The organism is Pontibacter rugosus, assembly GCF_042678745.1.
In the GTDB taxonomy this organism is placed as follows: Bacteria; Bacteroidota; Bacteroidia; order Cytophagales; family Hymenobacteraceae; genus Pontibacter; species Pontibacter rugosus.
The window spans coordinates 1-13,329 of sequence record NZ_JBHTLD010000142.1; the positions used below are offsets into that span (position 1 = coordinate 1).

A 13,329-nucleotide genomic window follows, 5' to 3' on the forward strand; every position below is an offset into this window, starting at 1 on the left:
GTGCTGTAAACAAATCAATATATACTTATATGCTAAGAAAAACTCTACTCCTGCTAAGCCTGATGGTGTGTGGGCAGCTAACTTTTGCACAGCAGAAGACGCTTACCACAAACACCGGTGCTCCTGTAGGAAACAACCAAAGCTCTAAGACAGCCGGCGAAAACGGACCTGTCTTGCTGGAAGACGTTCACCTAATCGAAAAATTGGCCACTTTTGACCGCGAACGCATCCCGGAGCGCGTGGTACATGCACGCGGTGTAGGCGCCCACGGGGAGTTCGAAAGCTACGGTGACTTCTCGAAGTATACCAAAGCATCCCTGTTTAACAGCAAAGGCAAAAAAACACCTGTATTTACCCGTATCTCCACGGTAGTACATGAGCAGGGATCACCGGAAACTCTGCGTGACCCACGTGGCTTTGCCGTGAAATTCTACACTGACCAGGGCAACTACGATTTAGTAGGTAACAACATGCCGGTATTCTTTATCCGCGATGCGATCAAGTTCCCAGACATGGTGCACGCCTTCAAACCGTCTCCGGTGTATAACAGGCAAGACCAGAACCGTGTGTTCGACTTTTTCTCAAATGTGCCAGAGGCTACCAACATGTTTACCTACCTGTACCAGGACTTGGGTACGCCAGCTAACCTGCGCCAGATAGATGGTTTTGGGGTACACGCTTTTAAGTGGGTAAATGCGCAGGGCGAAGTAACCTATGTGAAGTATAAGTGGACCTCACTGCAAGGCGTGAAGAGCTTCTCTGCTGAGGAAGCTGCGCAGATGCAGGCTAAAAATCACTCGCACGCCACAGCAGACCTGTACGAGAACATCAATAAAGGCAACTTTCCTTCTTGGGAGCTTTCTGTACAGCTGCTAAAGCCAGAAGACCTGGACAAGTTTGACTTTAACCCGCTGGACCCAACCAAGATCTGGCCTGAGTCTGTAGCCCCAAGTATGGCTATCGGTAAAATGACGCTGAACAGAGTGCCGGATAACTTCTTTGAAACAGTAGAGCAGGCTGCTTTTGCCCCGGCTACTTTGGTGCCAGGCATTGAGCCGTCTGAAGACAAGCTGTTGCAGGGCCGTGTGTTTTCTTACATGGATACGCAGCGTTACCGCCTGGGTGGCAACTTCCAGCGCATCCCTGTAAACGCGCCGCTTGCAGAGGTTAATAACTTCAACCAGAATGGTGTATCCAGCAACCGTGCTACCAAGTCTGATGTCAACTATCAGCCGAGCATGACGCAGCCAACTTTTGTGGATGATAGCCAATATAACTACTCCACCCGCAAAATCGATGCGGAAACGATGCAGCGCGTTATCAGCAAGCAAAACAACTTTAAGCAAGCTGGCGAACTGTACCGCTCTCTATCTAAAACTGAAAAAGAGCACCTGATCAGCAACCTGGCTGGAGACTTAGGCCAGGTGAAGAACAAGGATGTGGTAAACAAAATGGTGAGCTACTTCTATCAGGCCGATGCCGATTACGGCAACCGCCTGATCAAAGCCCTGAAGCTGAACAAAAACGATGTAGTAGCTTTGATAGCATCTAAATAAGCTTTCCTGCTTAGTTAATTTAAAACACTATAAAAACCCGTCCCTGGCTGCTCTGAAAGGAGGTTTCTGCCAATGGAAGCACTTCCGCGCAGAGAGCTTAGGGATGGGTTTTCTAAAGTGCTCATATTACCTGCTTCCCAGAACAATCTCCGGCAGTCCATCATCAACCACTCTATTTACCATGACCACCTTACAGGCAATATCACTTTCTCACGAAACGGCATCTTTAGAATGGCGGCAGGCCCTGCAGCTAAGCAAAGAAGAAGCTGCTGACTTTATGGTGCACCTGAAAGAACAGAAGCTGGCAGAGGCGGTGATGGTGGTAACCACCTGCAACCGAACAGAAGTATACTTTGAATCAGCTGGCACGCCTGCTGATGTGATACAGGATGAGTTACTGCAATTTAAAGGCATTGAAAATAAAAATGCCTTTGCGCCTTTGTTCAAGCACTTTACAAGAAGCGAAGACTCGCTCCACTACCTGCTGGAAGTTGGGCTCGGGCTACGCTCCCAGGTACTCGGCGACCGGCAAATAATCGGGCAGTTTAAAGACAGCTACCAACTCACAAAAGACATAAACCTGGGTGGTACACTGCTGCACCAGGCACTTCAGACGCTATTCCGCACGCATAAGCGGGTGCATAACGAAACAAGCTTCAGGTCCGGCGCTTCTTCTGTAGGCTACGCAGCCTTGGAAAGAATAAGTGATTTTATTCCGCGCAAGGAGTTCTCCGGTAAGCGCATGCTCATTATCGGCACAGGCCAGATGGGAACGGATGTAGCAAAATACGCCACCTCCTTTGGTTTTAGAGATGTAGTGCTCACGAATCGTACTGACGAAAAAGCGCTTACACTTGCTGCCAAACTAGGCTTACAAGCTATCCCTTTTGCTGAGCGCTTTGATGCTCTTGCCACTTATGATGTCATCATATCCTGCGTGAGTGCCGGAGAACAAATTACAGCTGCACAACTTGGTGCACTACAGCAAGAAAACAAACGTGTACTGGTTGATCTATCGGTACCATTAAGTATAAACCCTGCCGCTGCCCAAATGCCACGCATTACACTGATTAACATGGATCAGATTACGAGCAGAACAGAGGCGGTGAAAAAAGCACGCGAAGCATCCATAAGCGATGTTCGCCACATTGTGGAAGAGGAAACAGCAGGCTTTGCCCACTGGCTGCAGGACCTACCGCTTTACCATAGCATCAGCGAACTGAAAGCATTTTTTGCCACCGTGCTCGAAAGCGAACTACAGAAACACTCGAATTTACAAGAAGGCGATGCAGCCTCTAAACTGGCGAAAGCCACCCTCGACAGGCTTATTCGTCGCCCGGCAGGTGCCCTCAGAGCAGCAGATGGGACATCGCGCGAGGTGCTGCTCCAGTCATTAAACCAATTATTTCAGATAGCTTAAATTTTACAAACAGTTTATACTTTACACATGAAATCACTATTCCTTAACTTCCTTTTCCTGTTGCTACCTGCCCTTGTTTTTGCCCAGGCACCAGACCTTACGGCAGCAGCCAGAACCGGCGATGTGGCTACTATCAAGCAACTGCTTAAAAACAAAGCCGACGTAAACGCGCAGGACTCAAAAGGCTTTACACCACTTATCATTGCTGTATACAACGGGCAGGCAGAAGCTGCAAAGCTTTTGATAGAAGCTGGTGCAGACCTAAACCACCAGGATGCTACAGGCAACACCGCTTTGATGGGAACTGCCTTTAAAGGTAATCCTGCCCTAGCTGAACTGCTCCTGAGCAAAGGTGCTAACCCAAACCTACAGAATGCCAATGGCGGCACCGCCCTGATGATGGCCGCTATGTTTGGTCGTAATGATGTGGCAAAGGTTCTGCTAAGCAAAGGAGCTGACAAAAATCTGAAAGATCAGCGCGGACTTACCGCCCTGGATTTAGCGAAGCAACAGCAGAACCAGGAAGGAATAGCGCTGCTGCAGTAGTAGAGAAAGATATTTCTAAGTATAAACGAGCCTCAGAGAAGCTATCTCTGAGGCTCGTTTGCGTTAATATGATAAGTGGCTATTGTAGAAGTATAAATTCCACTTGTCTACCAGTTCCGCAGGCTCTTCTGGCGCTAGTCTTCAGACTTGTATCCTACTATAATGTTAAGTTTGTAACTCAACTGGCTTGCAAAGCCACACTTGCTACAGTTCCTGCTATACTTGATGCAGTTTATACTTGCATAGGCTTGCTTATACTTGCTACGGCCGTACTTCCATAGCATCTGCTAGCTGTGGTTTGAAACAAGCTATTCTTTCTTGCTTCCGTTGATCCTCCAGCTCCCAAATACCTAATGTTTCACCTTATACTTTGGAGCGCTCAAGCTCGCGAGGGCTCGTCTTGGGGGTAGGGGCCCTCGATAACCGCATCGCACTGTGTAGCTTTCCTTCCTAGCGGCTACCGCTCGCGCGGCACCGCATCACTTGCAAGGCGCTCAACCCAAGGACTGAGAACAGTTTAAATAGCCACTACTAACGGAGCTTGAACTAATTCCCCTCTCGGGAGGGGCTGGGGTGGGTTAACTGGAGTAGCTTTAACTTTTTAGTTTATACTTATGGGATGGCAGTTACAGACTTCTCAATTTGATTAAAGTTTCGGGTTAAGTTTTAGTAAAGAAACTTTTATCAACCTCCCACAAAAAAAACGCAGCCGCTAACTCTTGGCGGGAGCTGCAGCTGCGCTTAAACCTACCTTAGACATAAACACTAACAAGGCAGGCGGAGTCACCATTCTAACACTAACAATAAAGAAATGATCTATTCTAAACTAGTTTTGTAGAGTTCAGACAACAAACGGCTAAAAAACAGCAAAGCGAGCCATGTTTTACAAACATCATCAAGCGCTGTTGTTTCTTTGCCTGGAGCTGTTGTTTTCTGCTTCATCAAACTCATTCATCATAGAGTACATTGCAAAGGTAGGTTCTTACAACTTGCCCGTCAATCGCCGAAACTAGCCAAAACAATAGCTACTGCTAGTGATACTTCGAAATATAAACTTGCACAGGAAGTACAATCCGTTCACTTTGTTACAGGTGTTGCTGCTGTGCCGTTTCTACCTGCAGCTTTAGCCGAAGCTATACTTAACAAACTGCCCTTACAGGTATAGCCGAGGCTATAGCCAGCTGTTTCCTGTAAAGCAAAAAGGCAGCTGCAACTATGGCTGGTTGCGCTGCCTTTCAGTTAAAAACACTAAAAATTAACAAATGCTAGAACTTGTTGCTTCCGCTTGGCTGTAGGGCGTACCGGAAAGTGTAATGTTTGGATGCTGGCCGTGTGGCCATACTGGCAAAGGCAGGCGTAGTGGTGTCGGGGTTGCCTTTGTAATAGCTTTGTATCTCTAGCTTGGCATAGTTCCCTTTTGCCGTTTTCAGCATAATCACTTTGCCTGCTATGGGTAGTATGGCGTGTTGCGGAGCATCCATGGCAGTGTAGTGGTACCAACTGGCATCCGAGGAAGCGGCAATGGCAGGCTTGCCTTCGGCATCTGTCACATAACCAGTTTCAGGGGCTTCTTTCTTTTCAGCAAAAATACCGTCTACTACCTGCGCTCCACCTTTACCGGGGCCGCTGGTGCCGCCATTTACAAGTATAGATGTGCCTTTGAAAGCGATATCCCAGTTAGCAGTTTTAGCATCGGCTGCAGCTACTTGCTTGTTATCTTCCAGGCTGTAATAGGTATAGGTGTCAGCAGCATCTGCTTGCAGGTCTGCTACAGTTTTTACTTCAACAACCGGTTCTGGCATCACCTCATTTTCATTGTCTTTGTCGCAGGAGGTAAGTGTAGCAAGGGCAAAAAGAACGGCCCATAGAGAATAATACTTTTTCATGTTATGATGATTTTTGGATGTAGGTGTATATGATTAAAAATTAAAATCTGGTTAGTTGGCATTGATCTTAAAAGTGATGCCCGTGTAAAAAGTCCGGCCAGCCAGGGAGGGCTCGTAGGTGCTGGTAGTGTCAAAGAGATTGTTCACCCCAGCCTCCAGTTGTAAGTACTTCAGCAGCTGTTTACCAGCCGATACATTCCAGGTAAAATAGGTCGGCGCATACTCCTGGTCAATGTCCAAAATCTGATTGCCGTTCAGGTCGCCGAAGCCGAACCTGCCACGGTAAATACCTCGGATGGCGCTGTTAAAGCCATATTGCTGGTTAGTATAAAACAGTTTGACATTGCCGGAGTGGCGTGAGCGGTTAAATAAGCCTCCGTAGTCCGACAGCTTCACGCGCTTTACTTCCTGCGTAGCCGGGTCGCGCTTAAACACCTCACCGTTCTCAATTTTGTCACGAACGGCGGCATCTTTGGCATCTAAACACTGGTAGCCCAAGCTAAACGAAAGCTGTGGCAATGGCTCCAAGTCGAGCTGCACCTCTGCGCCTTGGGTATAAACTTTGGCTACATTAAAGTAGCCGTACACGTTCTGCTCATTTGTTTTGCGCGCCACAGGAGCAGTCTCGATCAAATCGTTTATGTTGTTGCGGAAGAAGTTGGTGCGCAGGCTTAACAGCTGATTCGCTTTAATAGTGAAGCCAGCATTATAGGCCATCGAGTTCTCCGCCTTGATTTCAGAGATAGTGGCAGGGTCAATGTAAACTACTGCAACTTGCCCCTGCTCCTGTAGCCGCTGCATTTCGCGCTGTACCACACTGGAGCCAAACACGCTATAGCCAGCCACGGCGTTGGTAAAGTTCAGCAGCAACTGCCTGAAATCAGGAGCCTTGTAGCCACCACCAAATGAGCCTTGCACCCACAGCCAGGGCAGCACCTCATACTTAGCGGATAGCTTCGGGCTGAACCGGGAGGCATACTGGCTGTGCTGGTCGAAGCGTGCGCCTGCCACTACGTTTAGCTTATCGGTTGGCCGCCACTGGTGCTGCCCGAAGATATAACTGGCCGTCATGCGGTTCAGGTAATCGTAGCGCGTAGCCTCCACTTCTTCCAATGTATAGCCTGCCCCTAGGGTGCTGATGTGCTTGTCTGAAAGCAGCAGGTCGAGTTGTGCTTCGGAGCGATTAAAGAACTGATTAAAGTAACTTGCATCATACAATGCCCCGTCATTGGTATAGGCGATGCGGGAGTCGGTTTTATAGCTGGTGCTATAATTTTTAAGCGTCAGCTTGTGCTTGTTCCCGAAGCTATACTCCAAAGTTGGCATCAGGCTCCAATCCTCACGCTGCGATTTATCCAGCAGCACCTGCTCCTGTGCACCCTCTGTTATGGCGTAGTCGTTTTGCTGCTCTTCCGTATACCATCTGAAAGAAAGATGCGCGCTCAGCCTGTTGCTGAAGTTGTAGTATACCTTCGGGTTTAAAGTATAAGAAGTGAAAGGAGGCGAGGTTTTGCCTACCGTCTCAGGGCTCAGGTCGTACCCATCAGAGCGCAGCCTGTCAGCAAACAAGTATAAACCTGCTTTAGAAGATTGCCAGTTAAGGTCGGCGCTTGTATTCAGGGTCTGGAAAGTACTGTAGCGACCACGCACGGTAGCGGCAAAGGGCGTTGTATCTTTTTTCGTGATGATGTTTACCACACCAGCCATGGCCTCACTCCCATAAAGCGACGAAGCAGGCCCTTTAATCACCTCCACACGCTCAATGTTGCCTACGGCCAGGCGTGTCAGGTCGAGCACGCCGCTTGTTCTGCCCACTACAGGCTCACCGTCAACCAGGACAAGTACATAATCTGAGCCCAAGCCCTGTATCTGCAAGCCTGTGCCGTGGTTAGAGATTAGCTGCAAGCCTGTCTGCTCGCTTAAAACCTCGTTCAGGCGCACAACTCCTATCTGCGAAATCTGCTCTTTTGTAATCACATCCACAGGAATAGGCACCAGCTCTGCACTTTGCTCCATCCGCGTAGCCGATACCACCACCTGCCCCAGTTCCGACACCTGCTCTTCCAGCTGCAGTTTCAGGTAGGTTTCCTCGCCGGGACGAATCGTTATTTCCTGCTTCAACGGCTTATAACCCACTGCCGATACCTGCAACGTATATGTACCTGCTGCAAGGCCAGAAAGCTTAAAGCTACCCGCTGCATCTGCCGTAGCACCTGACTTACCCGCCAAAGCCACTGAAGCATAAGCTACAGGTCTGCCCGCTGCACCAAGCACCTCTCCTGCTACCGTACCATATTGCTGCGCAGCCACAGCCATGCTACCCAGCAGGTAACACATCACCAGAAGTATAGAGACACGCATTATTTTAAGTTGTGAGTTTTGAGAAAGGAGCTTTGCTGGGAGGACAAGTAAAGGCTGACACTCACGCAGGTTTCTAGCTTGCGTAAAGTGATAGGAATGTCCACTATAGGAGTTTGTAAGGAGATCTGGTCATCTTGGTTTTTGTCATTCTGAAAGAATCTTGTGGAAAGAAGTCTCCTACCCCCGCATTAGTAAAAGCTTAACCTCCGGGGGTAGGAGCCCTCTACTGCAACCAAGATTCTTTACAGCATGACATCAGGTTTTAAATATTCAATCCAGAATAAAACCCCTTACCACTAATAGGTTATCTAAGACAGCGTAGGTAAAGAACTTACCAGTGTGCGCCACTCTTCCAGCTCACGCTGGCCAGGTTTGCGAAGCCCGAAGAAGCTTACTACTAGGTCTTTGTTGTGGTCGTATACTTCTACCGAAGTAACTAATCCGTCGCGGGTTGGCTTTTTTACCACCCACGCAGAGCCGACTGTGTCCTGGCGCAAGTGCATGTTAAAGGCAGGGTCGAGCACATTTAACCAGGTTTCTACCCCATTGTGCCCTCGCTCCAGCACGCGAATAGTGCGCACCTTGTCCTGGTGAATCTGGATGTTGCCGCGGTTGCCCACAAATATCATGATTGGCAGTTTTGTCTTCGAGGCACTTTCAAGTATAAGCTTAGTACTGATGGCATCTACCGGATAAGTAAACGGACCATGCGCCAACTCCATGGCATGGTGGCGGTGCACCTGGTGCTTTGTAAGCATACTATGGAAATCGTGGGTATCCTGCAGGTCTGCCCAGTCATAAAGCAACTCTTCTGCATCTGGTTCTGCGGCATAAGTTTTAACAGCGTAAGGTTCCGTAAACTGCTCCTGGCTTTGGTCTTCTGACGTAAAGTCCTCTACCAAGCGCCTAAAAGCATCATAGTCACTTTTCCCTTCCTGCATGTATACTTTCATGATGGCATCGCCTGCCTTATCAAAAACCTGCAGGCTTACCAACCTGCGGCCGCTTTTCTCCTGCTCCACGGCAAAAGCCACGTGCCAGGCATAAAAGAACATCCGCGACTCTATAGGGCCGATTACCGTGCCTACACCTGCTCCACTTCCGCCTATGCTAATTTTCTCAAAAGCTCCTTTGTGCTCTAAAATACAGCTGTCGTTACGAGTCAGCGACATCACATGCCCCAGTTCTGGCAAGCGCGAGACTAATCCTTTCCAGTCGTTGTTCAGGCGGATGGCATTTTTACCCACTGTGGTGGCTACTAGTGCGGCTTCGCTGGAACCTAATTCTTTGGCAGCCTCCCGAATGCGAATGCCGGGTTTGGCAGCCTCTAGTCCGGCCCAGGCCTGTGCCAGGGCAACTCCGTTTTCTGTTTTATGCGCTATGACGTTCTCCATGTGTTTCTATGGTTATGAGTTTTTGAAATTCTGTTTTAGTTTGATGATATGGCAGCGCCATAATGTAAGGCCTGCCACAGCTACCGTGGCTGACCACCTGCACAGGGTGCGAAAACGTACGCTCCAGCACGTCTTCCTGCATCAACTCCACCGTACTACCCTGCGCCACCGTTTTTCCATTTTTCAAAAAGAGCAGTTCATCGGCGTACTGTGCCGCCAGGTTCATGTCGTGCAGTATAGCCAGCACCCCTACGTTTTTGCCGCACAGTTGCCGGGCAATGTGAAGCATGCTGTGCTGCTGCGCCAAGTCCAGGTTAGAGGTTGGCTCATCGAGCAGCAGGAAGCGTGGCTGGTCTGTGTTATCCTTTATTTGGGTGATGACGCGTGCCAGCTGCACCCGCTGCTGCTCTCCGCCTGAAAGGCTGCTGTAGCTTCTGTCGGCCAAGTGCAGGATGCCCGTCGCCTCCATCACTTCTTCTGCCTTTCTGGCTGTTTGTTTCAGGGTTTCGCGATAAGGCAAGCGCCCTAACTGCACAATCTCCCTCGCTTTAAAAGGAAAGTTTACATGCACACTCTGCGGCAGCACCGCCCTTACCTTTGCCAGTTCCTGGGCTGTATAGGCAGAAAGGTTCTTGCCGTTCAGTTTTATACTTCCGCTGTAGGCTACTTCCTTTGTCAGCACTTTTAGCAGCGTGGATTTTCCTGCTCCGTTTGGCCCCAGCACCGCCAGAAACATGCCCGGCAACAGCTTCAGATTAACCTGCTCCAACACCTGCTTATGGCCTCTGCGGCAGCTTATATCCTGTGCAATGATCATGCGCTTAGATAATATGTTTCTTTTTAGCCGACAGCAGCAGCCAAATAAAGACAGGTGCCCCCAGCAGGGCCGTTACAATCCCAATCGGAATCTCGGAAGGAGCAGCTACAGTCCTGGCAAAAAGGTCGGCGAGCAGCAGCACAATAGCACCTGCCAGCATAGAACCCGGCAGCACCACGTGGTGGTCTGGGCCAAAAGCCATACGCAGAATATGCGGCACCACCAGGCCAATAAAGCCTATCGTACCTGTAAGCGACACAGCAGCCCCCACCGCCATCGAGCTAAGCAGGATGATCAGATACTTTACCTGTTCCACGTTCACGCCCAGGTGGTAAGCTTCCGCCTCCCCCAGCGATAGTGCATTTAACTTGCTACCCAGTAAGGTCAGGCCAAGAGTCGGCAGCAGCATCATGGGCAGCGCCAGGCTTATACCTTGCCAGGAAGCTCCGCCCAGATCACCCATACTCCAGAAAGTGAAGCTGCGTAGGGCTGTATCATCTGCATAACAAATAACCAGCCCGATAAGCGCACCCGCCAGGGCATTGATGGCTATACCGGAAAGTATAAGCACCGTGATATCTATTTTGCCGCTTCGGTGGCCAAGGCTATAGGCAGTTAGCGTAGCGATAAGGCCGCCCGTAAAAGCGCAGACAGGTAGCAAGTATGGTCCAGCAAGTACTGCCCAGAAACCTGACAGCGCAGACCCAAACACAATGGCAACTACTGCAAACAAAGCCGAACCACTGGATACCCCGATCAAACTGGGCTCTACTAATGGGTTGCGGAAAAGCCCCTGCAAACTTGCCCCTGCAACCGCCAGCGCTGCTCCTACTACCATCGCCAACACCAGCCGTGGCAGGCGAATGTATAGCAGCACCCGCTCCTGCTGCAGCGTAAAACCCTCTGCGGCTCCGCCTAGCTGGTGCCAGAGTATGCGTAAGGCCTCAGCACCCGAAATAGCCACCGCACCAACCCACAGCGACACCAGCAGCACTGCCAGCAAAAGCAGGCTCAGGCCAGCAAGTATAAACCAGGTGCGGCTATCGGCACCCCTGCTATGTATGCTAACCAGCATTATTTAGCAGCGACTGTTGGCTGCAAGGTAGGATGTAGCTTTTGTGCCAGTTCTAAAGCGGCTTTGCCAACGCGCGGCCCGAATCCCGACAGGTAATGCCCATCCATGGCAATGATTTTCCTGTTCTTACCAGCGTTAGTTTCTTTGATACCCGGTACCGCCAGCAGCCCTTCTTCACCGCCTATACTTTGCAGGCCGGAGTCAAAAAGCAACACATAGTCTGGGTTCGCCGCTACCACTGCCTCGGCAGTAAGTGGCTTGAAGTCCTCTATCTGCGGCACGGCCAGTTGACCACCAGCCATGTTAATCATCGTTTCAGCAAAGGTGCCTTTGCCGCCTATACTTAGAGTGCCTTGCCCACGGGCATACACAAACAGCACTTTCGGCCTTGCCTGTACATGTGCGAGCATCGCGTTAAGCTGGTTAAAATCATTCTCTATTTCTACTACCAGCTCCTGCGCCTTTTCCTCTTTGCCCAACAGTTTTCCGATGTCGCTGATCATGGCCTGCGTGCTTTCTTTGGAAAGTTTGTTCTGGAAGTAGTGCTGCGTAATGCCTGTGCTGTTTAGCTGTTCTGTTACCGCTTCCGGCAGGTAATCTGCTTCAGCTAATACTAAGTCAGCCCCCGTAGAAATCACTCCTTCGGCTTTCACGTTGTTGCGGTAGCCCAGCGAAGGCAACTGTTGCATGTGCGCTGGGTAGGTACTGGTGCGGTCGGTGGCGACGATGTTATCGCAGTAGTCCAGAGCGCAAACGATTTCTGTAATGGTGCCGCCCAGCGTGGCTATTTTTATATTTGACTTGGTATCGGGCACTGTCACCGTTTGTGTATCGGCGGCAACGGCTTGCTCCTGCGTGCCGGGTGTGCAGGCAAAGATGGCTATACTTAGTGCTGCGCTGCAGCTGATGCCTAACCACCGCTTTACAAAGGCTTGGCAGTGGTTATCATAGTTGTATTTTGTACGGATCTTTTTCATCTGGCTCTGCTGTTATTTTGAATCATTCTAACAATAGCAAAGGTATCGGTTGGCACTGCCGCTGTCAATCGCTGAGAGTAGCCAAACTGTAGTGGTTAGTAGTAGCGAGGGTGGGGGTTACTTGTAGGGAGAGGTATAGCTAATGGTAGGGAGAAGTGCTTTTGTTTTGGTCTAAGCTGGCGTGGGTTCTGTTCATACACGGCTTTAGTTCTGGCCTTCTGCGTTGCTGGCTACTTGCGCTCCAAGTTCGCGAGGATTCGTTTTCCCACTCGGCGCTGTGTATTGAAGCTGCCATCGCTCCGCTGCAGGCTGCCCTTCGGGCACCGCATCAATACAAGGCACCTCCTGGAAAAACTGGGAAAGCTTTTACTTCGATCAGCAATTAAGGAAAATCAAGAATACGTGGGGATACTACAAGTATAAAGCGAGAGTATAAGAATAACAGCTGATCAGGCACCGTTAGCAAGAAGCAGCTTTGGAATAAGAATTAAATGTTCTGCCTAGACGGCAACACAAGCAAATGCTCTAGTAAAGAGGCAAGATGTATAAAACGCTGTTTGCTTCTGCACTTTTATACTTTAAACAGCATTTCTAATTCTTAATTTCTAATTTGGCAAAGCCCTACCGTAGTTTTACAATGCCTAGGTCCAGGGCTTTTACGACTAGTTCGGCTGGGGACTTGATGCCTAGCTTGCGGAGGATGTTTTTGCGGTGGGAGTTGATGGTGTGGTGGCTCAGGAAAAGTTTTTCAGCGATTTCCATGGTGGATTTGCCTTCGGCTATGAGCTGGATAATTTCTATTTCACGGGCAGTTAGCGGATGCTCTACCTGTGGCTTGTTCGGCTCCGCAAACACTGATTCCAGCACCTGGCTGCACATAAAGCGCTCGCCTCGCGCCGTTGCTCTAACTGCATTTACAATTTCCTGCTCCCCGCATACTTTCAGCACATAACCTGTAGCACCTGCTTTCAGGGCCTCCATGACGGTGTCTTTGCCGCAATCGTCGGTGATGATGAGTAGGTTGGTTTTGCCTCCCAGGCTCTTTAGCGTGGCAATTTTAGCTAGCTCCAGCAAACCGGGCTGGTTACAGTCCAGCAACACGACGTCTGGTTGCTGCGTCTGTACTAGTTGCAACAGCTCTTCTTCGCTTTCGGCTTCCGCAATTACCTCCAGCCCTTCCTGCTGCTGCAGTAGCGCAATTATCCCCTTCCTGATGAGGAGATTTGCATCGGCTACTAGCACTTTGGTGGAGGACATAGGTAAGTTTAAGATTTAAAGGTATGATTAGGTTCTTTAC

The 13,329-nt window shown here is 49.7% G+C and carries 10 protein-coding genes; 3 read left to right on the forward strand and 7 right to left on the reverse strand.

Features of this window, described 5'->3' with window-relative positions; translation table 11 throughout:
* Positions 1 to 62: 62 nt before the first annotated feature.
* The 3 genes from ACFQ2O_RS14575 (at position 63) to ACFQ2O_RS14585 (ending at position 3,522) form a co-directional block, all read left to right on the forward strand.
* On the forward strand, positions 63 to 1,556 hold the full coding sequence (locus ACFQ2O_RS14575; protein WP_449301392.1) for a catalase: 1,494 nt from the start codon (positions 63 to 65) through the stop codon (positions 1,554 to 1,556).
* A 181-nt stretch (positions 1,557 to 1,737) separates the two neighbouring features.
* Positions 1,738 to 2,976, forward strand: coding sequence for a glutamyl-tRNA reductase (hemA, locus tag ACFQ2O_RS14580; RefSeq protein WP_377528958.1), 1,239 nt, complete (start codon positions 1,738 to 1,740; stop codon positions 2,974 to 2,976).
* A 27-nt stretch (positions 2,977 to 3,003) separates the two neighbouring features.
* Positions 3,004 to 3,522 (forward strand): ankyrin repeat domain-containing protein, encoded by a 519-nt coding sequence (locus ACFQ2O_RS14585; protein WP_377528961.1) that lies wholly within the window; start codon positions 3,004 to 3,006, stop codon positions 3,520 to 3,522.
* A 1,265-nt stretch (positions 3,523 to 4,787) separates the two neighbouring features.
* Here ACFQ2O_RS14585 and ACFQ2O_RS14590 read toward each other — a convergent pair.
* From ACFQ2O_RS14590 to ACFQ2O_RS14620, 7 genes are all read right to left on the reverse strand, one after another.
* Entirely contained in the window at positions 4,788 to 5,408 is a 621-nt protein-coding gene (locus tag ACFQ2O_RS14590) for an HmuY family protein (protein WP_377528966.1), read from the reverse strand.
* Positions 5,409 to 5,459: 51 nt separating this feature from the next.
* On the reverse strand, positions 5,460 to 7,769 hold the full coding sequence (locus tag ACFQ2O_RS14595) for a TonB-dependent receptor (RefSeq protein ID WP_377528970.1): 2,310 nt from the start codon (positions 7,767 to 7,769) through the stop codon (positions 5,460 to 5,462).
* A 308-nt stretch (positions 7,770 to 8,077) separates the two neighbouring features.
* Complete coding sequence (locus tag ACFQ2O_RS14600; protein WP_377528974.1) at positions 8,078 to 9,163, reverse strand: hemin-degrading factor; 1,086 nt, start codon at positions 9,161 to 9,163, stop codon at positions 8,078 to 8,080.
* A complete protein-coding gene (locus tag ACFQ2O_RS14605) occupies positions 9,141 to 9,980 on the reverse strand; it encodes a heme ABC transporter ATP-binding protein (RefSeq protein WP_377528977.1) in 840 nt (279 codons plus the stop codon). Before ACFQ2O_RS14605 ends, ACFQ2O_RS14600 begins: the two co-directional genes overlap by 23 nt.
* Positions 9,981 to 9,984: 4 nt before the next feature.
* A complete protein-coding gene (locus tag ACFQ2O_RS14610; protein WP_377528982.1) occupies positions 9,985 to 11,055 on the reverse strand; it encodes a FecCD family ABC transporter permease in 1,071 nt (356 codons plus the stop codon).
* Positions 11,055 to 12,032: a heme/hemin ABC transporter substrate-binding protein gene (locus ACFQ2O_RS14615; RefSeq protein ID WP_377528987.1), complete on the reverse strand. Its 978-nt coding sequence runs from the start codon at positions 12,030 to 12,032 to the stop codon at positions 11,055 to 11,057. The genes ACFQ2O_RS14610 and ACFQ2O_RS14615 overlap by 1 nt, the downstream gene beginning before the upstream one ends.
* A 621-nt stretch (positions 12,033 to 12,653) precedes the next feature.
* Positions 12,654 to 13,289: a LuxR C-terminal-related transcriptional regulator gene (locus ACFQ2O_RS14620; protein ID WP_377528991.1), complete on the reverse strand. Its 636-nt coding sequence runs from the start codon at positions 13,287 to 13,289 to the stop codon at positions 12,654 to 12,656.
* Positions 13,290 to 13,329: the final 40 nt, after the last annotated feature.

What these genes read in the sequence shown, in the direction of transcription:
- ACFQ2O_RS14615 (WP_377528987.1), bottom strand. Translation starts at nt 12,032, where the DNA reads ATGAAAAAGATCCGTACAAAATACAACTATGATAACCACTGCCAAGCC.
- ACFQ2O_RS14600 (WP_377528974.1), bottom strand. Translation starts at nt 9,163, where the DNA reads ATGGAGAACGTCATAGCGCATAAAACAGAAAACGGAGTTGCCCTGGCA.
- ACFQ2O_RS14590 (WP_377528966.1), bottom strand. Translation starts at nt 5,408, where the DNA reads ATGAAAAAGTATTATTCTCTATGGGCCGTTCTTTTTGCCCTTGCTACA.
- ACFQ2O_RS14595 (WP_377528970.1), bottom strand. Translation starts at nt 7,769, where the DNA reads ATGCGTGTCTCTATACTTCTGGTGATGTGTTACCTGCTGGGTAGCATG.
- ACFQ2O_RS14575 (WP_449301392.1), top strand. Translation starts at nt 63, where the DNA reads ATGGTGTGTGGGCAGCTAACTTTTGCACAGCAGAAGACGCTTACCACA.
- hemA (WP_377528958.1), top strand. Translation starts at nt 1,738, where the DNA reads ATGACCACCTTACAGGCAATATCACTTTCTCACGAAACGGCATCTTTA.
- ACFQ2O_RS14610 (WP_377528982.1), bottom strand. Translation starts at nt 11,055, where the DNA reads ATGCTGGTTAGCATACATAGCAGGGGTGCCGATAGCCGCACCTGGTTT.
- ACFQ2O_RS14620 (WP_377528991.1), bottom strand. Translation starts at nt 13,289, where the DNA reads ATGTCCTCCACCAAAGTGCTAGTAGCCGATGCAAATCTCCTCATCAGG.
- ACFQ2O_RS14585 (WP_377528961.1), top strand. Translation starts at nt 3,004, where the DNA reads ATGAAATCACTATTCCTTAACTTCCTTTTCCTGTTGCTACCTGCCCTT.
- ACFQ2O_RS14605 (WP_377528977.1), bottom strand. Translation starts at nt 9,980, where the DNA reads ATGATCATTGCACAGGATATAAGCTGCCGCAGAGGCCATAAGCAGGTG.